Source organism: Corynebacterium lehmanniae (genome assembly GCF_043161975.1).
GTDB lineage: Bacteria > Actinomycetota > Actinomycetes > Mycobacteriales > Mycobacteriaceae > Corynebacterium > Corynebacterium lehmanniae.
Window position 1 is genome coordinate 414,778 of record NZ_CP170998.1, and the last position, 25,034, is coordinate 439,811.

A 25,034-nucleotide genomic window follows, 5' to 3' on the forward strand; every position below is an offset into this window, starting at 1 on the left:
GTGTTCAACCTGTTCGGCAAAGGCAAGAAGTCCACGACGTTTAAACCGCCGCGCGCGCCGGGGGAGACGATTCGCGCCGACGATGCGCAGTACCTGCGCGACTGGGTCGTCGGCCGTGCGTATGTGGAGGGTTTTGTCGAGCCGGAAACGATGGTCAACGAGATGTCTGTCGTCCTCGTCGACGAAAAGGGCAATTACACCCGCCGCCGCATCGGCGGGCCCAAGGGCATCGACCAGGTGGCCGACATGCTGAGCATCATGCTCTACGACGTCGAGGAGACCGGCTATCCCGACCGCATGCGCAAAAAGATCGAGCAGGAGCGCATCCTGCGCAAGCGCGAGGAGCAAAAGCAGCGCCGCGCCCGGTTCGAGCGCGGCGAAAACCCCTACGGCTAGTTTGTACGAATCGACAAAACGCCCCGGCGTGCTGGTTTCCCACCTGGGAAAACGCCGGGGCGTTGTTGATTCGTACAAAAGACGCCGTTTGCGGGCTCCGCATTGCGGACAACCTCGTAAAAGTTGACATTCTGCCCTCTCTGTCAGGCTGGTTGTGAACAACGATCCGTAGGAGGTTTTGTTCATGACTTTGCTCGATGTTCCAGTGTTGATCCCGGAGCCGGACGTGCTGTCCGAGGCAGCTTCGGTCGGTGGTCAACAGGTTCGAAGCGGTCGCCTGCCCAGGCGGAGGCTTCGCGCTGATGATGTGTTGTCCCTTGCGGTGACGGTGCTGTCTCCTGGCGAGGTCCTCGACGAGGATGACCTGGTTATGCCGCAGGCTGGCGCGGTTGTGTTTACAGCGTGCCAGCCGTATTCGCGGGGGTTGGATTTTACTGCCGCTCAGAAGCGACAGATGGTCACGATCTATCGCCAGTTGCCGTATGGGGCGAAAGGTATCTGGCTTGATCGCCATGGGCTGTATGGAGCCAAGATCTTTCGGTGGGGCCAACAGCTTGGGCTTTTGACCTGCGCGCAGCAAAAGGCAGCGTCGGTCGGCGACGAGGAACTGCCAGCGGTGCTCGACGCCGCGGCGGTGACGTCGCTGGTGCAGCGCTACCTTTCGCTTCCTTACGGTGAAAAGGAGGCGTTTATCGCCAGGCATGATCTGTGCCACCGGACAGTGCTGCGGTGGGCCACCATGGTCGCAGACGGGTCGATCGCGCATTACACGCATAAACGAAAGGCAGGAACAGTGGGAAAACGCACCTCAGATGACCTCACGCAGTCACGTCGCCAGGTTGAGGCGATGATTCGGGAAAACGAACGGTTGAAAAAAGAACTCGCCAAAGCCAACCGCAAACTCACCCGGCAAGAACAAGAACTGGATAAATGGGTCAAAACCAGTGATGTGTTGGGAAAAGCTTTAGCGTCCATGCCCGATCTTCCTGGCGTGGACTACGACGCGGAGGAAAACGCCTATCCGAAGACGAAACGCGACGCTATGAAGCTGGTCGACAAGAAGAACAACGACTCATCGACGCCCTTGTCGGATTAGGCCACTCCACTTCCCGGGCGTGTGTGTTGCTGGGAGTCAGCCGCAGCCGGATCTACTACGAATCCAACCCGCGGCCGAAAACCGCCAACCCGATTGCCCACCACGAACGCAACATCGCCCGGCTCACACAGGAACACGTCGATAAGATCCTCGCCCAGCTGGACGCCAACCCGCAATCGAGCGTGGACGATGTGTTCTACAACGCCTATAACCACGGCGTTTACGTCGCCAGTTTGAGCAGCTTCTACCGCATCGCCCGCAAGCACAACAGACTGTTGAAGCACCGTAACTGCACTCGCACCAAACGCAGGTCGAAACGCGGCAACAACCAGCCACCACATGTCGTCGCTACTGCACCAGCACAAGTGCTGTGCTGGGACATCACATTCCTGCCTGGCCCGTTCGTCAACGAAAACTACGCCTGCCACACCATCATCGACCTGTACTCACGCGCCGTGATCGGCACGTTGGTCACCCACCGCGAAGACGCACGCGGTGTATCCAAACTCTTCGACGACATCTTGACGCGCTACCCCACAGTGCAAACCGTGCACTCCGACAACGGGGCAGCTATGCGAAGCAACGCCTTAAAGCGAGTGTTCGCCAAACACGACGTTGACGCATCGTTTAGCCGGCCGGCAACAAGCAACGACAACCCCCAGATGGAGTCACTGTTCCACACCATGAAGGGATTTGCGTACTACCCGAAAGCCTTCGCCGACATCGACGCCGCCACCCAATGGGTAGCCCGCTTTACCAGGCACTACAACAACCGGCCCCACAGCGGCATCAACGGCTACACCCCGCAAAGCGTGCTCGACGGTACCTGGAAGCAATACGAAACCAACCGCATCAACGCAGCACGTGCCGCACTCGAAGCCGGACTCATCACCGCAATGCCCAAAACACCGACCGGACTACCCAAAGAGGTCACCATCATCCGCACAACCACCAAAACCCGCCCACAATCACCCACACTTACCGTCGCCTGAACCAGAAACTGTTCACAACCACTTGACACAAAGCGCTGCCGAATTCGGCCCGTGGCGAACTGCGGAAATGTAGGGCTGTTGTCAGATCTTGCGAGCGCCGGGGCGTAAAAAGCTATTGCTTATCGACGAGGCGCGACAACGTCTCCACAATCGTCCGCACAGGCGCGCCAGTGGCACGCTTCGGGGTGTAGCCGTAGGGGGTGCCGCCGTTCCAGGCGGGCCCGGCGACGTCGACGTGCGCCCACTCGACGTCCTCCGGCACGAAGCGGGACAGATACAGGCCCGCAAACAGCATGCCGCCGGTGCGCGCGTTGTGGGTGTTGCGGATGTCGGCGATGGGGGACTTCAGCTCGTCCTCCTGCTCTTCCAGAAGCGGCATGGCCCAGGCCTGCTCGCCCACGCCGCGGCCGGTCTCGGCGATGAGGTCGCGCAACTTATCGGAGCCCATCACGCCTGCGGTGCGGTTGCCCAGCGCCACTAACTGCGCGCCGGTGAGCGTGGCCGTTTCGATGAGGTAGGCGGGGGCGTCCTCGCAGGCGCGGGCGATGGCGTCGGCAAGTACGAGGCGTCCCTCGGCGTCGGTGTTGATGACCTCGCTGGTGATGCCGCCATAATGGGTGATTACATCGCCCGGGCGGGTGGCGGTGCCGGACGGCATGTTCTCCGCCAAGGGCAGCCAGGCGTCGACGCGCACCGGCAGCTCAAGGCGCGCCGCCGCGGCGATGACGGCGAGCTGGGCTGCGGAGCCGCCCATGTCCGAGATCATGTCCTCCATGCCGGAGCCGGGCTTCAGCGAAATGCCGCCGGTGTCGAAGGTGATGCCCTTGCCCACCAGCGCGACCTTCTGAGATGCCCCGGACGGCGCCCAGGTCAGGTGCACCAGGCGCGGCGGGCGCGAGGAGCCGCGGCCCACGGACAGGATGCCGCCGAAGCCCTGCTGCTCCAGCGCGGCCTCGTCGAGCACCTCGATGTCCAGGCCGGCAGCCTGGGCGACCTCGCCCATGACGCCGGCGTAGGACTCCGGGTAGAGGTAGTTCGCCGGGGTGTTGACCAGGTCGCGCGCCAGGTTCACGGACTCGGCGACAATCACGGCGGCGTTGTACTCGGCCTCGTCGGCGCCGACGACGGTGACCTCGGTGGTCTGCGGCGTTTCGGCGTCGGTGTTCTCGTCGTCTAGCACCTCTGCCTGGGACTTCAGGCCGGTGTAGGTGTAGCCGCCCAAAAGCAGGCCCTCCACCACGGGGGCGACGCCGAACTCGGCGGAGATGGCGGCGCGCTCCACGTCGTTCAACGCGCGCGCGGCCGCGCCGACGCCGCGGCGGACGGCTTCGTCATCGATCTCGGCGGCGTCGCCGAGGCCGAATGCGGTGACCAGGGAGCCGTCGATAAGCAGACGCGTCACCTCGCCCTCGGTGCCCTTGGCACCGACCGCAACCAGCGCCTCCAGCAAACCCTTCGGGGCGAGTGCGGTGACCGGGACCTCGATGCCGTCCTCGCCGTTGGCGACGGGGATAAGCAGCGCCGCACCTTCCGGGGCAGTGGTGCCAAGCGTTGTGCGCACCGTGGTGCCGCGGGCGGGGAGGCTGATGTCGAAGGCCATGGATGTCCTTTCGTTGTGCGGGCAATTACACCCTGTGAGGGTACTGAATAAGGGGAGTACCCTGGTCCGTATGGCTGAGATCGAATTCACAATCACCCCCACCGCGAACCCCACCCCCGACGCGGAGCGCGCGAAGATCCTCGAAGACCCGGCGTTTGGCCAGCAGTTCACGGACCACATGGTCTCCATCGACTGGACCGAGGACGAAGGCTGGCACAACGCGCAGGTGCGCGCCTACGAGCCGATCTCGCTGGATCCGGCATCCAACGTGTTCCACTACGGCCAGGCCATCTTCGAGGGCCTGAAGGCCTACCGCCACGCGGACGGCAGCATCACCGCGTTCCGCCCGGAGCAGAACGCGAAGCGCCTGAACAACTCCGCTGCGCGCATGGCCATGCCGGAGCTGCCGGAGGAGGTCTTCCTGGAGGCGGTGCGCCAGATCGTGGACATTGACAAGGCCTGGGTGCCGGAAGCTGGCGGCGAGGCGTCGCTGTACCTGCGCCCGTTCATGATCGGCACGGAGAAGACGCTGGGCGTGAAGCCGTCCTCGAGCTACAGCTTCTACATCATCGCTTCGCCGGCCGGCGCGTACTTCTCCGGTGGCATCAAGCCGGTGAGCGTCTGGATCTCCGAGGACTATGTCCGCGCGGCCCCCGGCGGCACGGGTGATGCGAAGTTCGCCGGCAACTATGCCGCCTCCCTGCTCGCGCAGCAGCAGGCGGCGGAGAAGGGCTGCGACCAGGTGGTCTGGCTGGACGCCATCGAGCGCAAGTACATCGAGGAGATGGGCGGCATGAACCTCATGTTCGTCGAGGGCTCGGACGCGGACGCGAAGATCATCACCCCCGCGCTGTCGGGTTCGCTGCTGCCGGGCATCACCCGCAAGTCCCTGCTGCAGGTGGCCGAGGACCTGGGGTACTCCACCGAGGAGCGCAAAATCACGGTGGAAGAGTGGCGCTCCGGCGTTGCCGACGGCACGATCACCGAGACCATGGCGTGCGGCACCGCGGCCGTGATCACCCCGGTGGGCACCGTGAAGTCCAACGAGGGCGAATTCACGGTGAACAACAACGAGGCCGGCGAGATCACCATGGCCATGCGCGAGCGCCTGCGCGGCATCCAGACCGGCGACGCGGAGGACACCCACGGCTGGAACACCGTGCTCATCGAGAGCTAATTGCCTATCGACGCACCTTCGGCCAGCACCTCACCCGCCAACTCAGCGGCGAGGTTGAGCTGACCAAGCGCGGCCAGGGCCCCTGCGCCCTGGCCCGTTTTCATTTCCAGCGCCAGCACCGGCGTGAGATTGAGTGCCTCGAGGCAGCCGGCATGGGCCGGTTCGGTGGTGGATTGGCCGGCAATGAGCCAGTCCTTCGTGCCGGGGGCGAGCCGCTCGGCCACGTAGGCGGCGAGGGCAGGGTAGGCCTCGCCGATGAGCACCGGGGTGCGGCGCGCGGCGGACTGGGCGATCAGCCCGACCAAAAACGCGAAGTCCGGGCCGGTCAGTTCGGCGCAGACGCGCTCGGTGTCCTCGCGGAAGCCGCGCACGCGGAACATCGCGTCGCGCACCGCGGCGACCTTGATCTTCCACACCTTGTCGTTGATGCCGGAGCCGCGGCCGATGGCCTTCACCGGCTCGGTGCGGGTGAATACGCCGTAGACCGCCGCGGCGACGGTGGTGTTGCCCACCCCGATGTCGCCGGGGATGATCAGGTCCGCGCCCGAATCGATCTCGTTGTCCGCCACCTCGGCGCCGGCGGCGAGGGCGGCGTCGAACACCTCGGGGGAGGTGGCGGGCTCCACATCGATGGCACCGGTGGGGGAATCCAGGTAGTCGCCGATGAAGCGCAACGTCGCACCCGCCAGGCGTGCCGCGGCGTGGGCCGGGCCGCCGCCGGCGCGCAGCTGCTCGGCCTGCACGTCGCCGGCGTCGTCGGTCCACGCGGACACGCCGCGCGCGGCAACGCCGTGCTTGCCCGCCACGACCACCACGCGCGGGCGGGCGAACGGGGCGGGGACGTCTTTGCCCTGCACCGAGGCGATCCTGGACGCCAGAGAGCCCAGCCTGCCCAGCGCCAGCCCCGCGGCAGAGCCTGCCAACGCGTCGGCGACGGCGTGGCCGTGGGACTGCTTCGGGGCGTCAACCGGCGGAAACTGCATGGCCTAGACCTTTTCGCCCACGGCCACGCGCGGCTTCGGGGTGCGCCAGTTGCGCGGCTGGGTGGCGCGGGAGAAGGCGTACATGCCCAGGCCGAAGCCGGTGTCGGCCTCTGGGAACTTCTCGCGCACCGCGCGGTTGGCGCGGATGCCGATGATGAAGCCCTCGATGAAGATGGTCAGCATAAACAGCAGGCTCAACAGCGACAGTACCGCGGACACGCGCGGCAGCCAGGTGCCGATCAGCATGATCAGCAAAAGCACCAGCGCGGCCGGCATGACGTAGTTGTTGAAGAAGCGCTTGGAATCCACCCAGTCGCGCACGAACCCGCGCACCTCGCCGCGGTCGCGCTCGGTGAGGTAGCGCTCGTCGCCGGCGTCCATGCGGGCCTGGATCTCGCGGTTGCGGGCGCGGTTTTCCTCCCGCACCTGCTTCTTGTGCGCCTTCCACTCCTCCTTGGACATGGTCTTCTTCAGCTCTTTTTCGCGCTGACGGATCTGCGCCGGGGTGGCGGCGTTCGGGTCGCGCACCACGCCGCGCTTGATCTCTTGGTCGATGCGCTTCGGCGTCGGGCGGCCCTTCGGCGGGGTGTAGCCCTTAGGGAGCTTTTCCCCCGTCTGCTCGGCCTCGGCCGTGGTGACAGCCTTGTCGGCCTCAGGCAACTCGACCTTCGTCGAGCCCTGCGCCGCGTCTGCGCTCTGCTCGGTTTTCTGCCAGGGAAGTTTCACGCTCATTAGGCTACAAGGCCCGCGTGCGGGAGTGGAATAACCCGGCACGCCTACCGGTTGCACTGTGCATGGCCAGTGGCGCGTAGCATGGGCGCCACTCCACATCGAAAGACTTGAGTCGAGGCACGAAGGAGACTGCAATGACTGCCCCCACCTCTACCACCGGCGTGAACCTCACCGAGGCCGCCGCTGCGAAGGCGAAGGCCCTGCTTGATCAGGAGGGCCGCAACGACCTGTCCCTGCGTATCGCTGTCCAGCCGGGCGGCTGCGCCGGCCTGCGCTACCAGCTCTACTTCGACGACCGTGACCTGGACGGCGACAAGGCCGACGAGGTCGGCGGCGTGCGCCTGGTCGTGGACAAGATGAGCGTGCCGTACCTCATGGGCGCCACCATCGATTTCGCGGACACCATCGAGCAGCAGGGCTTCACCATCGATAACCCGAACGCGGGTTCCGCCTGCGCCTGCGGCGACAGCTTCAACTAAGCACTTCGTGCTTATCGACGACTAAAGCTCCGCACCGTCACACAGTGCGGAGCTTTTTCGCGTCTTATGCGCAGCTGTGCTCGGCCGCGAGCCACGCGAGGGCTGCGTCTTCGCCGCCGGGCTCATCGGGCTGGATCGGGTCTTCGGAGAAAACTTCGCCGGTGCGTGCCTTATCTTTCGCAATGGTCAGCATCAGTGCGCTGCCATCGGGGAAGTCGTAGACCATGTTGGCTGAGGCGTAGCCGGCTGTCGGGGTGCCGAAACTCTTGGCGTGGTCCAAGCCTCGGAACGCCAGCATGGTCGCTTCGGCGGAGGAAGCGGTATCGCCGTCGACAAGCACTGCGACCGGCGCGTCCCACTTGCCGCCGGAGGTAGTCGTCGGACTACCGCCGCCGCGCACCCCGTTGCCCTCGATCGTCACGGGGCTGGAGTACGCGTTGGAGACAAACTCCAGTGCTGTGCCGTCCGGCAGTAGGGGAGAGACCCCGGCGAGCATCGGCCCCATGTCGCCTCCGTCGTTGCCGCGGAGGTCCACCACCGCGCCGCAGGCACCGCCGTCGCGAGCGGCAGCCAGCCCCTTGGCAAGCGTGTCGGCGTAATGCTGGCCGTCGTCGTGGCGGCCCACACCGGGCACCGTCGCCCAGGCCACGCCGTCTTTGACATTCACAGACGGGGAGCGGGTGTCCGCTTCACTTGCGTTGTCCTGCTCGGCACCAGGCTCGATGAGCTTGGAGTGCTTGCCGCCGGCAGCCTTCACGGCATCGTTGAGGGCGGAGCGGACGTCGTCACGCGAAGATGCCCCCTGAACCGCATCTTCGGCTGCGGCGCGCGCGGCCCGGAACTCCTCGGAGTCGCCGTAGATGCCCTCCTCCGACAGATCCAACACTGTCTTTGCGTAGCGGCGTGGTGTGTCCGTGCCCCAGAATCGCGCGGTTCCCGAAAACTTCGCGGTCATGGTGGGGCCGTAGACGAACGCGGCGGCGACGGCGACAAGTATCAGCGCGCCGAGGACGCCGGCTACTGCGATGAGGACTTTCCGTGCAGTTGACATGCAAACCATTGAACCAGGCAGCCGTCATGCCGGCAGCCAGATTCGCCGGAAAATGGCTGCGCTAGAGCTGGACCGGGTAGTCCTTGTGCTCGATCTGCGGGTCGATGCGGTGCTCGACAAAGATGCCGTGCCAGACCATGAACGCCAGCACCGTCCACAGGCGGCGGGAGTGGTCGGAAACACCGTCGCGGTGCTCCTTGAGCATCTCCAGGATTTGGTCCTTGGCAAAGATGTCGTCGGTCTGGGACTCGCGGATGGTGTCCTGCGCCCAGCCGTAGAGCTCGTCGCCCGCGAGCCAGTGGCGCATCGGCACCGGGAAGCCCAGCTTCTTGCGGTGCAAAACGTGCGGCGGCACGATCTGCTCCATCGCCTTGCGCAGCGCGTACTTGGTGGTGCCGTTGGCGATCTTCTGGTCGAACGGGATGGTCTGGGCGACCTCGAAGACCTCTTTGTCCAAGAAGGGAACGCGCAGCTCGAGGGAGTTGGCCATGTTCATCTTGTCGGCCTTGACCAGGATGTCGCCGCGCATCCAGGTGAACAGGTCCAGGTTCTGCATGCGGGCCACCGGGTCCATCTCGGTGGACGCGGCGTAGATCGGGGCGGTGACCTCGCGGTGGTCCCACTCGCGCTTCGCCCACGGCAGCACACGCTGGAGCTGGTCGAAGTTGAAGGAGCGGGCGTTGCCGTAGTAGCGGTCCTCGATCGGGGTGGTGCCGCGCTCGAGCAGGCTCTTGCCCTTCATGCCCTCCGGTAGCACGCGGCTGAGCCGGTTCAGCCCCTTGTTCAGCGCGCCCGGCAGCTTCTCAAACGGCGCGAGCGACAGCGGCTCCTTGTAGATGGTGTAGCCGCCGAACAGCTCGTCCGCGCCCTCGCCGGAGAGCACCACCTTCACGTGCTTGCGGGCCTCCTGCGCGACGAAGAACAGGGGCACGAGCGACGGGTCCGCCACCGGGTCGTCCAGGTACCACATGATCTTCGGGATCGCGTCCGCGTACTCCTCGGGGGAGACAATTTTCACAATGTGCTCCACACCGATCGCCTCGGCGGACTCGGCGGCCACGTCCACCTCGGAGTAGCCCTCGCGCTCGAAGCCGGTGGTGAAGGTGAGCAGGTTCGGGTTGTGGCGCTTCGCCAGGGTGGCAATCGCGGTGGAGTCGATGCCGCCGGAGAGGAAGGAGCCCACGGTGACGTCGGCACGCATGTGCTTTTCCACGGAGTTCTCCAGCGCACGCGCGATACGGTCGTAGAGGTCCTGCTCCTTGCCCTTCGGCACCGGCTGGGACCTAAAGTGCGGCTTGAAGTAGCGGTCCGAGTGCACCTTCCCGCCCGGCTTCAAGGTGACGGTGCAGCCGGACTCGACGCGGCGGATCTCCCTGTGCAGGCTTTCCGGCTCGGGCACGTACTGCAGGTCCACGTAGTGCTCGATCGCGCGGCGGTCAAGGTCGAGACCTAGACCGAGCTCCGGCGCCATCTCCAGGATGGACTTCTTCTCGGAGGCGAAGACCGTGCCCTCGTCGGTGGTGGCGTAGAACAGCGGCTTGATGCCGAACTGGTCGCGCGCCGCGAACATCGTCTGCGTTTCGGTGTCCCAGATGACGAAGGCGAACATGCCGCGCAGGTGCTCGACAACGTTCGCGCCCCAATGGTGGTATCCCACAACGATCGGCTCGCCGTCACCGCTGGTGTTGAAGGTGTAGCCGGCGGCCTGCAGCTCCTCGCGCAGCTCGATGTAGTTGTAAATCTCGCCGTTGAACGTCAGCGCGTAGCGCTCCGGGTTGTCCGCCGGTCCCCAGCGCAGCGGCTGGTGGGAGTGCTCGATGTCGATGATGGCCAGGCGGTTAAACCCGAACACGGCGCTGTCGTCGTTCCAGGTGCCGGCGGCGTCCGGGCCGCGGTGGTACATGCACGGCAGGGCGCGCTCGACAGAATCAACGAACTTGGCTGCGTTTGCGTCCGCGGTAAGCAGGGCAAGAAGGCCACACATACTCAAACCTCTCCGTATATATAAGGTGCGCCGTTTTCACGCGGCGGGAAGTCCCCTCAACAATAAGGTTTGGCACCCGGTTTTCGTGAACCGGAACCGCCCAACTTTCGCCGTGCCCCATAAGGGGGCCAACTTAAGGATGAACTTTTTCACGGCTTCGTCTGCCGGGCGAAGCTTTATCGTCGCTAAGCACTTGCTTATCGACGTTCCTCCGGCGCCCACCGCAACCCCCACTTTCTAGATTCCGACGGGCTATGCCGGATGAACTATTCTGACCCCGTAGGAATGTTCTGTCACGAACATGGGCATTCAGTGTTTTTAGTGTGGACAGGAAGGCAGACACACGTGGATAAGGAAGTAAACCGCGGTTTCGCCAAGAAGGCCGGCGTCGCGGCAGCGCTCCTGCTCGGCAGCTTCGGGCTCGCTGGCTGTGACGTCGCTGCGCCGGAGGCGGTCGCAAACATCCTCGACATGGGCTGGCCGGACCCGGTCACCCCGGAGGGCACCCAGATGTACAACTTCTGGGTCTGGACCTGGGTTGCCGCCTGGATTATCGGCATCATCATGTGGGGACTGTTCATCATGGCCATCGTCCGCTGGAACTCTAAGGCCCGCGCGAAGAGCGGCGCCGGCGAGTTCCCGCGCCAGACGCAGTACAACATCGGCCTCGAGCTGGGGCTGACCGTCGTGCCGATCATCATCGTGATGGTGCTGTTCTTCTTCACCGTCCAGGCGCAGACGAAGACCACCGCCCTGGACAAGGATCCGAAGGTGACCGTGGACGTCACCGGCTACCAGTGGAACTGGAAGTTCGGCTACGCCAACGTTGCCGGCGACCTGACCGAGGACGGCAAGGACTACGACGGTCTGGACTCCGAGCGTCAGGCGCTCGCCGAGAAAACTAAGTACGACCCGGAGGACATGCACAACGCGAACCCGATTCACGGCACCTCCATGGGCGACCAGTCCTACCTCAACTTCAACGAGATTGAGACCATCGGCTCCACCGAAGAGGTGCCGGTGCTGGTGCTGCCGACCGACACCGCGATCGAGTTCCGCCTCGCCTCCGGCGACGTGAACCACGCGTTCTGGGTTCCGGAGTTCCTGTTCAAGCGCGACGTCTACGCGCACCCGGAGAACAACCAGCAGCAGCGCGCGTTCCAGATCGAGCGCATTGAGAAGGAAGGCGCATTCGTCGGCCGTTGCGCCGAGATGTGCGGCACCTACCACTCGATGATGAACTTCGAGGTCCGCGCCGTGAGCCCGGAGAAGTTCGAGCAGTACATCCAGTTCCGCCGCGACAACCCGGACGCACCGAACTCCGAGGCACTGAAGTCCATCGGCGAGGATCCGTACGCAACCTCCACCCGTCCGTTCGTCACCCAGCGCGATGCGACCCGCGACGGCAACAACACTGTCGACCCGAACGCGAACGTTTAAGAAAGAGAGAGCGAAGCCATGGGAACTGGATCAAAGGTTTTCTACGCCATCGGCACCTTCCTTGCTTTGATGGCCGTGTTCTACATCCTCGCTACGACGTGGATCGGCGAGGACGCGTACCTGTTCGGTATCGAGTGGATCGGCTCGGTCGGCCTCGTACTTGCCACCGTCTTCTCCTTCATGCTGGGCGGCTACCTCAGCATCACTGAGCGCCGCATGGACATCGTCCCGGAGGACTGGGAAGAGGCGGAGATCGAAGACGGCGCCGGCGTGCTCGGCTTCTTCTCCCCGAGCTCCATCTGGCCGTTCACGATGGCGATGGCGATCTGCGTGCTCGGCCTGGGCATTGCCTTCTGGCAGCTATGGCTGCTCGCCCTTGGTGCGGTGTTCCTGATCTGGGCCACCACCATGCTGAGCCTGCAGTACGGTATTCCGCGCGAGAAGCACTAAACGCTGAAACGAAAATTCCCCCGCCGCGATGGGTCGCGGCGGGGGAATTTTCGCGTTCGACGGCCGAAAATGGTCCGATCATCCGAAAGTTTGTCCCCCATTTTGCACGGGCGGGCAAGCCGCGGGAGATGTGAGATCAGGCACACCGGGGAACTTTTTGAGGGCGGGAGAGCCGGCCAGAAAATTGTCGGCCAATTCTGCGAGGTAGGGCAGTAGGCGTGCACCCGATGCGATGACCAGCATCGTTCTAGTCGGATATGAGGCAGAAAAGTTCCCGGGAAATTGAAAAAAGTTTTTCCGCAATACGGGCCGTGCGAAAAGGTGCTGGTTGCGCGCGAGTTCACAGGAAAATTGCGGGGGTGAGTGAGATGAATATCAGGACGAAATAGGGGATAATCTCATCCGTGACGACCGCAATGACAAACCAAGATATGGCGACGCCGCAGAATCGCGTCCCAGCGCTGAACCGTCCGAACATGGTCAGCGTGGGCACGATTGCGTTCCTCGCCCAAGAGCTCATGTTCTTTGCCGGTTTGTTCGCGATGTACTTCACGTCGCGCGCAAACGGCCTCGCTAACGGTGACTGGAGCACCCAGACCGATCATCTCAACATCGTGTTCGGCGGAATCATCACCGCCGTGCTGATCGCGTCCTCCTTCACCTCCCAGTTCGGTGTGTTCGCCGCCGAGAGGGGTGACGTGTTCGGCCTGCGCAAGTGGTTCACCGTGACCATTGTGCTGGGCGTCATCTTCCTCGGCCTGGTGGCCTTCGAGTGGACCGAGATGGTCACGGCCGGCGTTACGCCGCAGTCTTCCGTCTTCGGTTCGGTGGTGTACATCATCACCGGCTTCCACATGGCGCACGTGACCGCCGGCATCATCGCGTTCATCGTGGTGCTGCTGCGCGTGGCCAAGTCGAAGTTCACCCCGGCTCAGGCAACCGCCGCAATGGCAGTTTCCTACTACTGGCACTTCGTCGATGCCATCTGGATCGGCGTGTTCATCACCATCTACATCGTTCAGTAGTCCTCTTCCAGGTGAATGCCTGGGGGAGCGGAAAAGTTCTGAAAAGTCGATAAAGGGAACACAATGGAAAACACACCCAAGAAGAAGCGCCAGGGACGCAAGACGCAGCGCACGCTCGCTGGCGCTGCGGCCTTGACGCTGGGGTTGACCGGCGCGGGGCTTCTCGCGTCCGCACTGACCCCGAACGCACAGGTGGCAACGGCGGCCCGTGATGAGCAAGCGATGATCCAGGAGGGCAAGGACCTCTACGACATCGCCTGCATCACCTGCCACGGCGCAAACCTGCAGGGCGTTCAGGACCGCGGTCCGTCGCTCATCGGTACCGGCGAAGGCGCCGTGTACTTCCAGGTCAACTCCGGCCGTATGCCGATGATGTCCAACGACGCGCAGGCGGAACGCAAGCGCCCGCGCTACACCGAGGAGCAGGCTCTCGCCCTCGCTGCCTACGTCGCAGCGAACGGCGGTGGCCCGGAGCTGGTGTACAACGAGGACGGCTCGCTTGCCATGGAGGAGCTCCGCGGCAAGGACTACGACGGCAAGATCCAGGAAGGCGACGTCGCCCGCGGCGGCGAGCTGTTCCGCCTGAACTGCGCTTCCTGCCACAGCTTCACCGGCCGCGGCGGCGCACTGTCCTCCGGTAAGTACGCGCCCGCACTGGATCCGGCCAACGAGCAGGAGATCTACCAGGCCATGCTCACCGGTCCGCAGAACATGCCGAAGTTCTCCGACCGTCAGCTCTCCGCTGACGAGAAGAAGGACATCATCGCCTTCATCAAGTCCACCAAGGAAACCCCGTCCCCGGGCGGCTACGCCCTCGGTGGCCTCGGCCCGGTTTCTGAAGGTATGGCGATGTGGATCATCGGCGTGACCCTGGTCGCTGCCGCTGCTATGTGGATTGGATCTCGCTCATGAGTGATGTGAAGAAGAATTACACGAAGGAAGAGCTGGACCGCATGAGCAATGCGGAGCTGGCTGCCCTGGGCACCGAGCTCGACGATGTCACGGTGGCGTACCGCAAGGAGCGCTTCCCGGTCGAGGGCGATCCGCGCGAGAAGTCCGCTGCTGCCGGCATCGGCATCTGGCTGACTATCTCGATCATTTCCGCGCTGGCCTTCCTCGGCGTCTACCTGTTCTGGCCGTGGCACCCGAAGTTCCACGGTGATGAGGGTCTGTTTGTCTACACCCTCTACACCCCGCTGCTTGGCCTGACCGCGGCTTTGGCGTTTGTTGGCCTCGGCGTGGCGATCATCCAGTACGTGAAGAAGTTTGTGCCGGAAGAGATCGCAGTGCAGCGCCGCCACGACGGCCGCTCCAGCGAGCTGGACCGCCGCACCACCACCGCGCTGCTGAACGACGCATGGGAGACATCGACCCTCGGCCGTCGTTCGGCACTGAAGGGCCTGCTCGGCACCGCTGGCGTTCTCGCCGGCCTGATGGTCATCGCTCCCCTCGGCGGCGCGATCAAGAACCCGTGGAAGGTCCGCCACGAGCTGGACTACCACGGCGACGGCACCCTGTGGACCCACGGCTGGACCATCCAGGACAAGGGAGTAAAGGTCTACCTCGGCCGCGACACCGGCGCTATCGCCGAGCTGCACGAGGGCGAAACCGGCTCGCACTACACCACCGCGGGTGTGTCCCGCCTGGTGCGCATGCGCCCGGAGGACCTCGCGGCAGCCGCAATGGAAACGGTGTTCCCGCTCTACCCGGAGGACGTCAACGACGGCGACGATTACGATCCGACCCGCGACGTCTACGAGCACCACATGCACTCGATCCACGGTCCGCGTAACCCGGTCATGCTCATCCGCCTGCGTTCCAAAGACGCGCAAAAGGCGGTTGAGCGCGAAGGCCAGGAGGACTTCCACTACGGCGACTACTACGCCTACTCCAAGATCTGCACGCACATCGGTTGCCCGACCTCGCTGTACGAGGCTCAGACCAACCGCATCCTGTGCCCGTGCCACCAGTCGCAGTTCGACGCGCTGCAGTACGGCAAGCCGGTCTTCGGCCCGGCCGCCCGCGCACTGCCGCAGCTGCCTGTGACTGTTGACGAAGACGGTTACCTCATCGCCAACGGGAACTTCATTGAGCCCGTCGGCCCGGCATTCTGGGAGCGTCAGTCCTAATGAGCACTAAACTTGAGCAAGTCGCGGACAACGTTGATTCGCGCTACACAATCTCGGGCGTGCTGCGCCCGCAGCTGAACAAGGTCTTCCCGACCCACTGGTCCTTCATGCTCGGTGAGATGGCGCTGTACAGCTTCATCATCCTGCTGCTGACCGGTATCTACCTGGCACTGTTCTTTGACCCGTCCATCACGAAGGTCATCTACGACGGTGCGTACCTGCCGCTCAACGGCGTCGAAATGTCCCGCGCGTACGCAACCGCGCTCGATATCTCCTTCGACGTCCGCGGCGGCCTGTTTGTCCGCCAGATGCACCACTGGGCCGCGCTGATGTTCATGATGGCGATGTTCGCCCACATGATGCGCGTGTTCTTCACCGGCGCGTTCCGTCGCCCGCGTGAGGCCAACTGGCTCATCGGTGTCACTCTGGTGCTGCTGGGCATGATCGAGGGCTTCATGGGCTACTCCCTGCCGGACGACCTGCTCTCCGGCGTCGGCCTGCGAATCATGTCCGCGATCATCCTGGGCCTGCCGATCATCGGCACCTGGATCCACTGGGCAATCTTCGGCGGCGACTTCCCGTCCGACCTGATGCTGGACCGCTTCTACATCCTCCACGTGCTGATCCTGCCGGGCATCATCCTCGCCCTGGTTGCGGCTCACCTCGCGCTGGTTTGGTTCCAGAAGCACACCCAGTTCCCGGGTCCGGGCCGCACCGAGAACAACGTCGTCGGCGTGCGCATCATGCCGGTGTTCGCAACCGAAGCTATCGGCTACATGATGGTCGTTTTCGCGGTGCTGGCTGGCATGGCTGGTCTCACCTCCATCAACGCGATCTGGAACCTTGGCCCGTACAACCCGTCCCAGGTGTCCGCTGGTTCCCAGCCGGATATCTACATGCTGTGGACGGACGGCGCCGCCCGTGTCATGCCGGCGTGGGAGCTCTACCTGGGCAACTACACCATCCCGGGCGCATTCTGGGTTGCTATGTTGTGTGCCCTGATGGTCGTGCTGCTGATCACCTACCCGTTCATCGAGCAGAAGGTCACCGGCGACACCGCCCACCACAACCTGCTGCAGCGTCCGCGCGATGTTCCGGTGCGTACCGGCGTCGGCGTGATGGGCCTGACTTTCTTCCTGTTGCTGACCCTCTCCGGTGGTAACGACCACGTGGCGCACTTCTTCCAGATCTCGCTCAATGCGATGACCTGGGTCGGCCGTATCGGCTTGATCGTGCTGCCGCCGCTGGCCTTCTTCATCACCTACCGCCTGTGCATCGGCCTGCAGCGCTCTGACCGCGAGGTCCTCGAGCACGGTATCGAGACCGGCGTCATCAAGCGCCTGCCCAACGGCGCGTTCGTGGAGATCCACCAGCCGCTGGGCCCGGTGGACGAGCACGGCCACCCGGTGCCGCTGGAGTATGCAGGTGCCCGCGTGCCGAAGCAGATGAACCAGCTCGGTTTCGCGGACTCCGACACCATCGGCAAGTTCTCCCCGGCGGAGCTCGGCGTCACTGAGCGTGTGCGCGACGCTGAGGAGCAGAAGCACCACGAGGCCGTCGAGACGATGCGTGCGCTCGAGGCGACGAAGGATCGCTCCGACCGCGACGCAACTCACGAGAGCGCAGAGTAAAAATAGCGCTCTTGCGGTCGCAAGCTGACCCCCTTTCCCGGCTATGGGAGAGGGGGTTTTGCTTTGTTACAAACGCGTAAACAAGGCCATGTGACAAAGACCACAGGAGATTTAAGGTTGTGTCTGCGTGCAAACCTTGAGTGAAGTCGCGCGGGCTGAGCGCCACTCAAAAAACGCCAGCGTACGCGTGGAAAACTGTCTTGTTCTGCGTCCCTGAGAGGACGTTAAAGCATGCTGAGAGGCGGTCGTGTCACACAATATTTTTGTTGATAACGGAACTGTAACGGCGTGGCGGGTGGACACCGTTGTTGCCGTTTCGTAACCTGTTCGAGACATTGCGACAACAGCCGTTGGCAGCATGTACCGAAAACAACATATGAGCCGACACCCGAAGCGGCGGTCCGAATCCGCGGACCGTACGCCATGGGGACCGGGGAACCGCAGTGGAGCCAGAAGCTCCCGTGGGGCGCAGGGTCTTTTCTCAACGCCCGGCCCGACAGCTAACTCGGTTGGCGAAGAGAAGATATGGAGAAAACTATCGTGGCAAAGCACCGTCGCCAGGACAACACCGCAGCACGCGCAGCAGCGGCTACCGTAGCCGTCGCAGCGGGCGCCGCTCTGGTCGCGCCGGCCGCCGCCTCCGCAGCAGAGGTCCGTGTTCCCAACACTCCGGTTTCCGTCCAGGTTCCGGGCATCGAGAATGTCCCGGGCATCGCATCCATCCCGGGCATCGACGCTTGGATCCCGTCGCTCGCAGGCGCACCGGCCAGCGGTAACGTCCAGAACGCCATTGCCTCTGTGAAGGCAATGCCGGGCGTGGCCAACGTTCCGGGCTTCACCCAGTTCCTCGCTAACGTCGAGCAGCAGGTCCGCCCGGCGGCTCCGGCTCAGGCACCGGTCCAGCAGACCTACTCCGCACCGGTTGCCGCTCCGGCTCCGGAGCCGTCTATTGGCGAGCGCATCGTTTCCATCGCGCAGTCCAAGATCGGCTCCCCGTACGTCTACGGCGCTGCGGGCCCGAACGCCTTCGACTGCTCCGGCTTCACCTCCTGGGTTTACGCGCAGGCCGGCAAGTCCATCCCGCGCACCTCCCAGGCACAGGCGTCTGCCGGCCAGCAGGTCGCGCTGAGCGACATTCAGCCGGGCGACATCGTCGCCTACTACGGCGGCGCTTCCCACGTTGCCATCTACGCTGGCAACGGCCAGATCATCGACGCGCTGAACTCCGGCATCCCGGTCGGCTACCGCGATCTGCACATGATGCCGATCCACTCCGTGGTTCGCTTCTAATAGCAGACTCTGTGCCCCGTCCCGCATCGTGCGGACGGGGCATTTTTTCTCTCTTACCTCAGTATTCACTCAAATCACACGTTGAGCATTTTGCTTGGCGACGGCCACGGGAGCAGCTATAGTTTGTTCGTTCGTGCAGAAATCTGAAGAGGTGTCCACCGTGGGTAAGCACTCCCTCCGCCCCAACCGCTCCCGCGCCGCCGTCGCGGCCACTGTCGCCGGCAGCGTCATCGCCACAACGGTGTTTCCCGCGGCCCCCGCACACGCGGACGACGTGGACGCGTTGATCGAGGAGATGGAGTCCGTCTCCCACGACGCCACGGCGAAGGCGGAGGAGATCAAGGAGCTGGAGGACGAGATCACCGAGTCCGAGGCGAAGCTGCGTTCGGCGAACGCCCGCGCCGCCGAGGCGAAGTCCCAGCTCGAGTCCTTGCGCGGAGTGTCGGACGCGCAGCGCAAGAACGTCGGCGACATCGCGCATTCGCGTTACCGCATGCCGAAGTCGGACGCGCTTTTGACCACCCTGGATTCCGGCAACCCGCAGGAGGCGATCGACCGGTCCGCGTACCTGGCCGCATTGGGCCGGAACTCGCAGCGCGCGCTGACGGAGCTGGAGGACGCCAACCGCGCCGCCGGCGAGCGCGCGAGCGTGGCCAGCATCGCGGTGGCAGAAGCGCAGCACGCCCGCAACGAGCTGGACGGCAAGCGCAAGAAGCTGGAAGAGGAGCGCGAGGAGTTGGATCTGCGCGTCGCCGACATCGAGCGCCGCGTGGACAGCCTGAACGAGGCGGACCGCCAGCGGTGGATGAACAAGGACAACCCGGTGGATTCCGCGTCCCTGCCGGGTGTGGACTCCGGCATCGTCGCCGCGGCCATGGCGCAGCTGGGCAAGCCGTACGGCTGGGGCGCTGCCGGCCCGGACGCGTTCGACTGCTCCGGCCTGATGGTGTGGGCCTACGCCCAGAACGGCATCGGCATCCCGCGCACCTCGCAGGCGCAGCTTGCCGGCGGCACCCCGGTGTCGCTGGACGCCCTGCAGCCTGGCGACATCATCGGCTACTACCCGGGCGTGACCCACGTGGGCATGTACATCGGCGACGGCATGGTGGTCCACTCCTCGGACTACGGCATCCCGATCCAGGTGGTGCCGCTGAACTCCATGCCGATCCAGGGTGCAGTTCGCTATTAAGACGCTGCTGGTCACCAACGACTTCCCGCCCACAGTGGGCGGGATTCAGTCGTATTTGCGGGACTTCGCCGGCGAACTCGCGAACCGCCTCGGCCCCGACAAACTCGTGGTGTTCGCCTCCACCCAAGACGCCGACGCGGCCAGCGAGTGGGACGCGTCCGCGCCGTACACCGTGGTGCGCTGGCCGCGCCGCGTCATGCTGCCCACCCCGGCCACAAGCCGCGAGATGCAGCGTCTCATCCGAGACCACGGCATCGGCACGGTGTGGTTCGGCGCCGCCGCACCGCTGGCGCTGATGGGCGCTGCCGCGAAGCGCGCCGGCGCCGCCTACGTCATCGCCACCACCCACGGCCACGAGGTCGGCTGGGGCATGCTGCCCGTCGCCCGCCAGGTCTTAACCGCCATCGGCCGCAGCGCCGACACCGTCACCTACATCTCGGAATACACGCGACAGCGCCTGACCGCGCTGGGCACCCGCCCCCGGTTCGTGGCGCTGCCGTCCGGCGTGGACACCGAGTTCTTCCGCCCCGCAACCGCCTCCCAGCGGGCCACCGCCCGCAAATTCCTCGGCGTCGGCGACGCGCCGCTGGTGGTCTGCTCCTCGCGGCTGGTGGCCAGGAAGGGGCAAGATGTGCTGATTCGGGGGTGGCCGGAGGTTCGTCGACAAGCAAAAGGCGCCCGGCTGGTCATCGTGGGCTCCGGGCCGTACGAGCGGAAGCTGAAGGCGATGGCGGGCGAGGGCGTCGTGTTCACGGGCGCGGTGCCGGGGGAGCGGCTGCGCGACATCGTGGCGGCCGCGGACGTGTTCGCCATGCCCGCACGCACCCGTCTCGGCGGGCTCGACGTCGAGGGCCTCGGCATCGTCTACCTGGAGGCGCAGGCGTGCGGCGTGCCCGTCGTCGCGGGCGACTCCGGCGGCGCGCCCGAGACGGTCACCGCGGAGACGGGGGTGGTGGTGGACGGCCGGGACACGGATGCCGTCGCCAAGGCGATTGCGCAGCTGCTTCTCGACGACCAAAGGCGCACCCAGATGGGTCGCGCCGGACGCGCGCATGTGACCGAGCACTTCTCCTGGGACGTGCTCGGGGCGCGGTTGGCTGCGCTATGCAGCGCTCGCGGGCGGCGGGACTAGACTGCCATTCCATGGTTGCTCACTCACCGATGACCGTCGGATTCGACATCGGCGGCACGAACGCACGCGCAGCAGTGGTGGACGCTGACGGGGTGATCGTCGATTCGCTCGGCACCGACACGCCGCACGACGCGGAGGGGCTCACCCGCACGATCGTGGAGATGGTCGGCGAGCTGCGCGCATCCCACGACATCGGGGCGGTGGGCGTGGCTGTGGCCGGGTTTTTGGACCCTGACTGCGAGATCGTGCGCTTCGCGCCGCACCTGGCCTGGCGCGACGACCAGCCGGTGCGCCGCGACCTCGAGCAGGCGCTGGGCCTTCCGGTGCGCCTGGAGCACGACGCGAACTCCGCCGCGTGGGGCGAGTACCGCCACGGCGCCGGCCGCGACCTGGACACGTGGGTGTTCTTCGCCGTCGGCACCGGCATCGGCGCGACGCTGATGCACCACGGGGAGATCTACCGCGGCGCGTTCGGCACCGCGCCCGAGTTCGGCCACATCACCGTGGTCCCCGGCGGGCGCGTGTGCTCCTGCGGCAAGCAGGGGTGCTTAGAGCGCTACGCCTCCGGCACGTCGCTTGTGGACTGCGCCATTGGAATCGCCACCAAGGGCAGCTTTCGCGATTCGTCGGTGTACCGGGCGGTCGTCGAGAAGCGGGCGAGCGGACACGACATCATGGCCGCAGCCCGCGCTGGTGACCCGCTGGGGCAGGCCGCCCTGGACAGCTTCTCCACCTGGCTCGGCCGCGGTCTTGCGATCGTCGCCGACGTGCTGGACCCCGCACACATCGTCCTCGGCGGCGGCGTGAGCGAGGACGCGGACCTGTACCTGGACGACGCCCGCGCGTCCATGGCCGCCAACATCGTCGGAACCGGATACCGCCCGCAGCCGGAGATCCTGTGCGCTGAGCTGGGGTCCCGGGCGGGTATGATCGGGGTCGCTGATCTGGCCCGTGAACTGCTGTAGAAGGCGAGTAAACGATGAACAACAAGTGGTATTCCCTGTTCAAGGTTATTCTCGGGCCACCTCTACTTGTGTGGAACCGCCCCACCATCGAGGGCGCGGAGAACATCCCCGACGAAGGCGCCGCGATTTTGGTGTCCAACCACCAGGCCGTGCTGGACTCGTTCTACCTGCCGCTTCTGGTCAAGCGCCAGATCACCTTCCCTGCGAAGAAGGAGTACTTCACCTCGCCGGGGCTGTCCGGGCGCATCCAGAAGTTCTTCTTCTCCTCGGTGGGCCAAATCCCCGTGGACCGCGCTTCCAAGGACGCCGGCGACGCGCTGCAGAACGCGGCGGAAAGTGTACTGGGCAAGGGCGACCTGTTCGGCATCTACCCGGAGGGCACCCGGTCCCCGGACGGGCGCGTGTACAAAGGCCGCACCGGCATAGCGCGCGTGGCCATGGCCACTGGCGCACCCATCGTGCTTATCGGCATGATCGGCTCTGGGAAAGCCAACCCGATCGGCACCACAATCCCGCGCCCGGTGAAGGTGCGCATCAAGGTTTCCGAGCAGATCCACCCGCACGCCTGGGCCGCCGAGCACGGCTTCGACCCCGCATCGCGCGAGGTCATGCGCCCGTTCACGGACTACTGCATGCGCCGCCTCGCGGACATGGTGGGGGAGGACTACGTGGATGTCTACGCCTCGGACGTGAAGAAGTCGCTGGCGGAGACGGGGGAGTACCCGGAGGAGGCACGCCCGTGAACAAACCGCTGATTATCCGTTTTGCGCTGGTCGCCGTTGTGGTGGCGATCTACCTGGTTGCCTCCGAGGCAGGCTGGTACCCCAAGCTGGCCGGGCCGCTCGCCGTGTTGGCGGTGGCTGCGGTGATGTTCTGGCCCCGCCGCGGCGGCGGTCCGAAGGGGCCGTCGAGACGCGAGCTTCTCGACGACATCCGGTCGGAGCAGCGCAAGTAGATGCGGTATTTCTACGACACTGAATTTATCGAGGACGGCTCCACCATCGAGCTCGTCTCCATCGGCATCGTCGCCGAAGACGGACGCGAATATTACGCCGTGAGCACGGAGTTTAATGCTTCCAACGCGAATGAATGGGTGCGCGAGAACGTGCTGAACAAGCTGCCGCGCGCTTCGCATCCGGCGTGGAAGCCGCTGCAGCAGATCCGCGACGAGGCCCACGAGTTTCTCACCGCCGGCCGCGGCAAGCCGGAGCTGTGGGCCTGGGTCGGTGCCTACGATCACGTCGTGTTCGCCCAGCTCTGGGGCGACATGGCCGGCTTGCCAAAGGACCTTCCGCGCTACACGCGCGAGCTGAAGCAGTACTGGCAGATGGCGGGGCGCCCGCGCCTGCCCAAGGTGCCGGATGGCAACCACGACGCGCTCGTGGATGCGCGCCACAACCTGCGTAAATTCCGCGTTTGCATGGAGGCATTGCCTATCGACGCCTCCGGCGCCGTGTCCAAATAGTGAGATTCATTCTTCGCATTTTGGGAAATTGCAGGTGAAATGGGTTGTAGTGCGGTGGGATTCGTGCTACTACTGATTGGGTGAGTTGGACAATCGACATCCCCAAAGACGTACTGCCGGACCTGCCCCCGCTGCCGGGCGACCTGAACGAGCAGTTCCAGGACGCAATCTCCCGCGACGCGAAGCAGCAACCCTCCTGGGACCCCACCCAGGCGCAGTACGTGCGCAAGATCCTCGAGTCCGTGCCGCCGGTCGTGCTCGCCCCCGAGGTGGAGGAGCTGAAGGCCCAGCTGGCGGACGTCGCCAACGGCAAGGCGTTCATGCTGCAGGGCGGCGACTGCGCCGAGACCTTCGAGTCCAACACCGAGCCCCACATCCGCGCCAACGTCCGCACCCTGCTGCAGATGGCCGCGGTGCTGACCTACGGCGCGTCCATGCCCGTCGTGAAGCTGGCGCGCATCGCCGGCCAGTACGCGAAGCCGCGTTCCTCTGACCTGGACGCGAACGGCCTGCCTAACTACCGCGGCGACATCGTCAACGGCGTTGAGCCCACCGAGGAAGCCCGCCGCCACGACCCGGCCCGCATGGTCCGCGCCTACGCGAACTCGTCCGCAGCGATGAACCTGGTCCGCGCCCTGACCGCGTCCGGCACCGCCGACCTGCACAACATCAACGACTGGAACCGCGAGTTCGTGACCAACTCCCCGGCGGGTGCGCGCTACGAAGCTTTGGGACGCGAGATCTCCCGCTCCCTGGCCTTCATGGACGCCTGCGGCGTGCGCGACGACAACCTGCGCACCTCCAACGTCTACGCCTCCCACGAGGCGCTGCTTGTGGACTACGAGCGCGCCATGTTGCGCCTAGCCACCGACTCCAAGGGCGATACCAGACTCTACGACCTGTCCGCCCACCAACTCTGGATCGGCGAGCGCACCCGCGGCATCGACGACTTCCACGTCAACTTCGCCGCCCTGATCTCCAACCCGATCGGCATCAAGCTCGGCCCGACCACCACCCCGGAGGAGGCCGTCGCGTACGCCGACAAGCTGGATCCGGACCGCATCCCTGGCCGCCTGACCATGGTCATCCGCATGGGCCAGGACAAGGTCCGCGAGGTCCTGCCGGGCATCGTGAAGGCCGTCGAGGCGTCCGGCCACAAGGTGGTATGGCAGTCCGACCCGATGCACGGCAACACCTTCACTTCCTCAAACGGATACAAAACCCGCCACTTCGACAAAATCCTCGACGAGGTCCAAGGCTTCTTCGAGGTCCACCGCGAGCTGGGCACCCACCCGGGCGGCATCCACATCGAGCTCACCGGCGAAAACGTCACCGAGTGCCTCGGCGGCGCCCAGGACATCACCGACGTCGACCTGCCCGGCCGCTACGAGTCCGCCTGCGACCCCCGCCTCAACACCGAGCAGGCCCTCGAGCTGTCCTTCCTCGTCGCCGAGATGCTGCGCTACTAGTCTTCAGTCGGCCCGCTTGTGTGCTCTGCTGGCTTCCCAGGGCCTTCGGGGCCGGCGGGTTTTGTACGAATCGACAACGCTCCGGCATTTCCCCAGGTGGGGGAATGGAGACCCGGGGCGTTTTGTCGATTCGTACAAAATTGCGCTGCTTGCGGACTCCGCATTGCGGACAACTCAGCCAGCACCAACGGTTGGTCGACGCCCAGTTTTTGTAAAACTCGGCCGCGATTTGGGGGAAGTGACCGAAATCCCCTAGTGGCGTTGAGTGGCGCGCCGGGTTTTACAAAACGGCGGACTATGCAGCTGCATATTGGCGGGGCACCGCTTGCGGGATCCGCATTGCGGACAACTTGGCTGGC

24 protein-coding genes are annotated in these 25,034 nt (G+C 64.9%); 19 read left to right on the forward strand and 5 right to left on the reverse strand.

Going from position 1 to position 25,034, the window contains the following annotated elements; genetic code table 11:
* The 3 genes from ACF3NP_RS02005 (at nt 1) to ACF3NP_RS02015 (ending at nt 2,484) form a co-directional block, all read left to right on the forward strand.
* Nucleotides 1–396, forward strand: a complete 396-nt coding sequence (locus tag ACF3NP_RS02005) for an oxidoreductase (protein ID WP_392398889.1) — start codon at nt 1–3, stop codon at nt 394–396.
* Between the two features lie 184 nt (nt 397–580).
* Entirely contained in the window at nt 581–1,492 is a 912-nt protein-coding gene (locus ACF3NP_RS02010) for a hypothetical protein (RefSeq protein ID WP_181890113.1), read from the forward strand.
* Entirely contained in the window at nt 1,471–2,484 is a 1,014-nt protein-coding gene (locus tag ACF3NP_RS02015; RefSeq protein ID WP_181889614.1) for a DDE-type integrase/transposase/recombinase, read from the forward strand. Before ACF3NP_RS02010 ends, ACF3NP_RS02015 begins: the two co-directional genes overlap by 22 nt.
* A 112-nt stretch (nt 2,485–2,596) precedes the next feature.
* On the opposite strand, the gene ACF3NP_RS02020 is transcribed toward ACF3NP_RS02015, so the two are convergent.
* Complete coding sequence (locus ACF3NP_RS02020) at nt 2,597–4,084, reverse strand: leucyl aminopeptidase (RefSeq protein ID WP_392398890.1); 1,488 nt, start codon at nt 4,082–4,084, stop codon at nt 2,597–2,599.
* Nucleotides 4,085–4,154: 70 nt separating this feature from the next.
* On the opposite strand from ACF3NP_RS02020, the gene ACF3NP_RS02025 reads away from it, so the two are divergent.
* Nucleotides 4,155–5,261: a branched-chain amino acid aminotransferase gene (locus ACF3NP_RS02025; protein WP_269952031.1), complete on the forward strand. Its 1,107-nt coding sequence runs from the start codon at nt 4,155–4,157 to the stop codon at nt 5,259–5,261.
* Here ACF3NP_RS02025 and ACF3NP_RS02030 read toward each other — a convergent pair.
* A complete protein-coding gene (locus ACF3NP_RS02030; RefSeq protein WP_392398891.1) occupies nt 5,258–6,244 on the reverse strand; it encodes a nicotinate-nucleotide--dimethylbenzimidazole phosphoribosyltransferase in 987 nt (328 codons plus the stop codon). The two genes, ACF3NP_RS02025 and ACF3NP_RS02030, sit on opposite strands and share 4 nt — an antisense overlap.
* A gap of 3 nt (nt 6,245–6,247) precedes the next feature.
* Nucleotides 6,248–6,970, reverse strand: a complete 723-nt coding sequence (locus tag ACF3NP_RS02035) for a DUF3043 domain-containing protein (protein WP_269952033.1) — start codon at nt 6,968–6,970, stop codon at nt 6,248–6,250.
* Between the two features lie 140 nt (nt 6,971–7,110).
* Here ACF3NP_RS02035 and ACF3NP_RS02040 point away from each other — a divergent pair, with 140 nt between their 5' ends.
* A complete protein-coding gene (locus ACF3NP_RS02040; protein ID WP_034998489.1) occupies nt 7,111–7,455 on the forward strand; it encodes a HesB/IscA family protein in 345 nt (114 codons plus the stop codon).
* Nucleotides 7,456–7,519: 64 nt separating this feature from the next.
* On the opposite strand, the gene ACF3NP_RS02045 is transcribed toward ACF3NP_RS02040, so the two are convergent.
* The gene (locus tag ACF3NP_RS02045; protein ID WP_239306643.1) at nt 7,520–8,506 is read right to left on the reverse strand and encodes a S41 family peptidase; all 987 of its coding nucleotides are present in this window, start codon (nt 8,504–8,506) and stop codon (nt 7,520–7,522) included.
* 61 nt (nt 8,507–8,567) lie between these two features.
* Nucleotides 8,568–10,490: an asparagine synthase (glutamine-hydrolyzing) gene (gene asnB / locus ACF3NP_RS02050; protein ID WP_392398892.1), complete on the reverse strand. Its 1,923-nt coding sequence runs from the start codon at nt 10,488–10,490 to the stop codon at nt 8,568–8,570.
* A 345-nt stretch (nt 10,491–10,835) separates the two neighbouring features.
* Between asnB and ctaC the strand changes: the two genes are divergently transcribed.
* The 14 genes from ctaC (at nt 10,836) to ACF3NP_RS02120 (ending at nt 24,675) form a co-directional block, all read left to right on the forward strand.
* Nucleotides 10,836–11,930, forward strand: coding sequence for an aa3-type cytochrome oxidase subunit II (gene ctaC, locus ACF3NP_RS02055; RefSeq protein ID WP_392398893.1), 1,095 nt, complete (start codon nt 10,836–10,838; stop codon nt 11,928–11,930).
* An 18-nt stretch (nt 11,931–11,948) separates the two neighbouring features.
* On the forward strand, nt 11,949–12,380 hold the full coding sequence (gene ctaF, locus ACF3NP_RS02060; RefSeq protein WP_239306640.1) for an aa3-type cytochrome oxidase subunit IV: 432 nt from the start codon (nt 11,949–11,951) through the stop codon (nt 12,378–12,380).
* Nucleotides 12,381–12,784: 404 nt separating this feature from the next.
* A complete protein-coding gene (ctaE, locus tag ACF3NP_RS02065; RefSeq protein ID WP_239306639.1) occupies nt 12,785–13,405 on the forward strand; it encodes an aa3-type cytochrome oxidase subunit III in 621 nt (206 codons plus the stop codon).
* A 63-nt stretch (nt 13,406–13,468) separates the two neighbouring features.
* Nucleotides 13,469–14,317, forward strand: coding sequence for a cytochrome bc1 complex diheme cytochrome c subunit (qcrC, locus tag ACF3NP_RS02070; RefSeq protein WP_181888758.1), 849 nt, complete (start codon nt 13,469–13,471; stop codon nt 14,315–14,317).
* The gene (gene qcrA, locus ACF3NP_RS02075; protein WP_181888757.1) at nt 14,314–15,534 is read left to right on the forward strand and encodes a cytochrome bc1 complex Rieske iron-sulfur subunit; all 1,221 of its coding nucleotides are present in this window, start codon (nt 14,314–14,316) and stop codon (nt 15,532–15,534) included. The genes qcrC and qcrA overlap by 4 nt, the downstream gene beginning before the upstream one ends.
* Complete coding sequence (gene qcrB, locus ACF3NP_RS02080; RefSeq protein ID WP_239306636.1) at nt 15,534–17,165, forward strand: cytochrome bc1 complex cytochrome b subunit; 1,632 nt, start codon at nt 15,534–15,536, stop codon at nt 17,163–17,165. The genes qcrA and qcrB overlap by 1 nt, the downstream gene beginning before the upstream one ends.
* Before the next feature lie 540 nt (nt 17,166–17,705).
* A complete protein-coding gene (locus ACF3NP_RS02085; protein ID WP_338026594.1) occupies nt 17,706–18,455 on the forward strand; it encodes a C40 family peptidase in 750 nt (249 codons plus the stop codon).
* A 160-nt stretch (nt 18,456–18,615) separates the two neighbouring features.
* Nucleotides 18,616–19,644, forward strand: a complete 1,029-nt coding sequence (locus ACF3NP_RS02090) for a C40 family peptidase (protein WP_370642114.1) — start codon at nt 18,616–18,618, stop codon at nt 19,642–19,644.
* Nucleotides 19,628–20,776, forward strand: a complete 1,149-nt coding sequence (locus tag ACF3NP_RS02095; protein WP_392398894.1) for a glycosyltransferase family 4 protein — start codon at nt 19,628–19,630, stop codon at nt 20,774–20,776. The genes ACF3NP_RS02090 and ACF3NP_RS02095 overlap by 17 nt, the downstream gene beginning before the upstream one ends.
* Nucleotides 20,777–20,787: 11 nt before the next feature.
* A complete protein-coding gene (locus tag ACF3NP_RS02100; protein ID WP_392398895.1) occupies nt 20,788–21,741 on the forward strand; it encodes an ROK family protein in 954 nt (317 codons plus the stop codon).
* A 14-nt stretch (nt 21,742–21,755) separates the two neighbouring features.
* Nucleotides 21,756–22,484 (forward strand): lysophospholipid acyltransferase family protein, encoded by a 729-nt coding sequence (locus ACF3NP_RS02105; RefSeq protein ID WP_301614346.1) that lies wholly within the window; start codon nt 21,756–21,758, stop codon nt 22,482–22,484.
* Nucleotides 22,481–22,696 (forward strand): hypothetical protein, encoded by a 216-nt coding sequence (locus ACF3NP_RS02110; protein ID WP_034998511.1) that lies wholly within the window; start codon nt 22,481–22,483, stop codon nt 22,694–22,696. The genes ACF3NP_RS02105 and ACF3NP_RS02110 overlap by 4 nt, the downstream gene beginning before the upstream one ends.
* Complete coding sequence (locus ACF3NP_RS02115; protein ID WP_181888750.1) at nt 22,697–23,206, forward strand: polyadenylate-specific 3'-exoribonuclease AS; 510 nt, start codon at nt 22,697–22,699, stop codon at nt 23,204–23,206.
* An 80-nt stretch (nt 23,207–23,286) separates the two neighbouring features.
* A complete protein-coding gene (locus ACF3NP_RS02120; protein WP_392398896.1) occupies nt 23,287–24,675 on the forward strand; it encodes a class II 3-deoxy-7-phosphoheptulonate synthase in 1,389 nt (462 codons plus the stop codon).
* Nucleotides 24,676–25,034: the final 359 nt, after the last annotated feature.

Bases quoted from the DNA above. Each gene is read 5' to 3' on its own strand.
- ACF3NP_RS02010 (WP_181890113.1), top strand. From the start codon at position 581: ATGACTTTGCTCGATGTTCCAGTGTTGATCCCGGAGCCGGACGTGCTG.
- ctaF (WP_239306640.1), top strand. From the start codon at position 11,949: ATGGGAACTGGATCAAAGGTTTTCTACGCCATCGGCACCTTCCTTGCT.
- ACF3NP_RS02025 (WP_269952031.1), top strand. From the start codon at position 4,155: ATGGCTGAGATCGAATTCACAATCACCCCCACCGCGAACCCCACCCCC.
- qcrC (WP_181888758.1), top strand. From the start codon at position 13,469: ATGGAAAACACACCCAAGAAGAAGCGCCAGGGACGCAAGACGCAGCGC.
- ACF3NP_RS02020 (WP_392398890.1), bottom strand. From the start codon at position 4,084: ATGGCCTTCGACATCAGCCTCCCCGCCCGCGGCACCACGGTGCGCACA.
- qcrA (WP_181888757.1), top strand. From the start codon at position 14,314: ATGAGTGATGTGAAGAAGAATTACACGAAGGAAGAGCTGGACCGCATG.
- ACF3NP_RS02030 (WP_392398891.1), bottom strand. From the start codon at position 6,244: ATGCAGTTTCCGCCGGTTGACGCCCCGAAGCAGTCCCACGGCCACGCC.
- asnB (WP_392398892.1), bottom strand. From the start codon at position 10,490: ATGTGTGGCCTTCTTGCCCTGCTTACCGCGGACGCAAACGCAGCCAAG.
- ACF3NP_RS02115 (WP_181888750.1), top strand. From the start codon at position 22,697: ATGCGGTATTTCTACGACACTGAATTTATCGAGGACGGCTCCACCATC.
- ACF3NP_RS02045 (WP_239306643.1), bottom strand. From the start codon at position 8,506: ATGTCAACTGCACGGAAAGTCCTCATCGCAGTAGCCGGCGTCCTCGGC.
- ACF3NP_RS02105 (WP_301614346.1), top strand. From the start codon at position 21,756: ATGAACAACAAGTGGTATTCCCTGTTCAAGGTTATTCTCGGGCCACCT.
- qcrB (WP_239306636.1), top strand. From the start codon at position 15,534: ATGAGCACTAAACTTGAGCAAGTCGCGGACAACGTTGATTCGCGCTAC.
- ACF3NP_RS02100 (WP_392398895.1), top strand. From the start codon at position 20,788: ATGGTTGCTCACTCACCGATGACCGTCGGATTCGACATCGGCGGCACG.
- ACF3NP_RS02040 (WP_034998489.1), top strand. From the start codon at position 7,111: ATGACTGCCCCCACCTCTACCACCGGCGTGAACCTCACCGAGGCCGCC.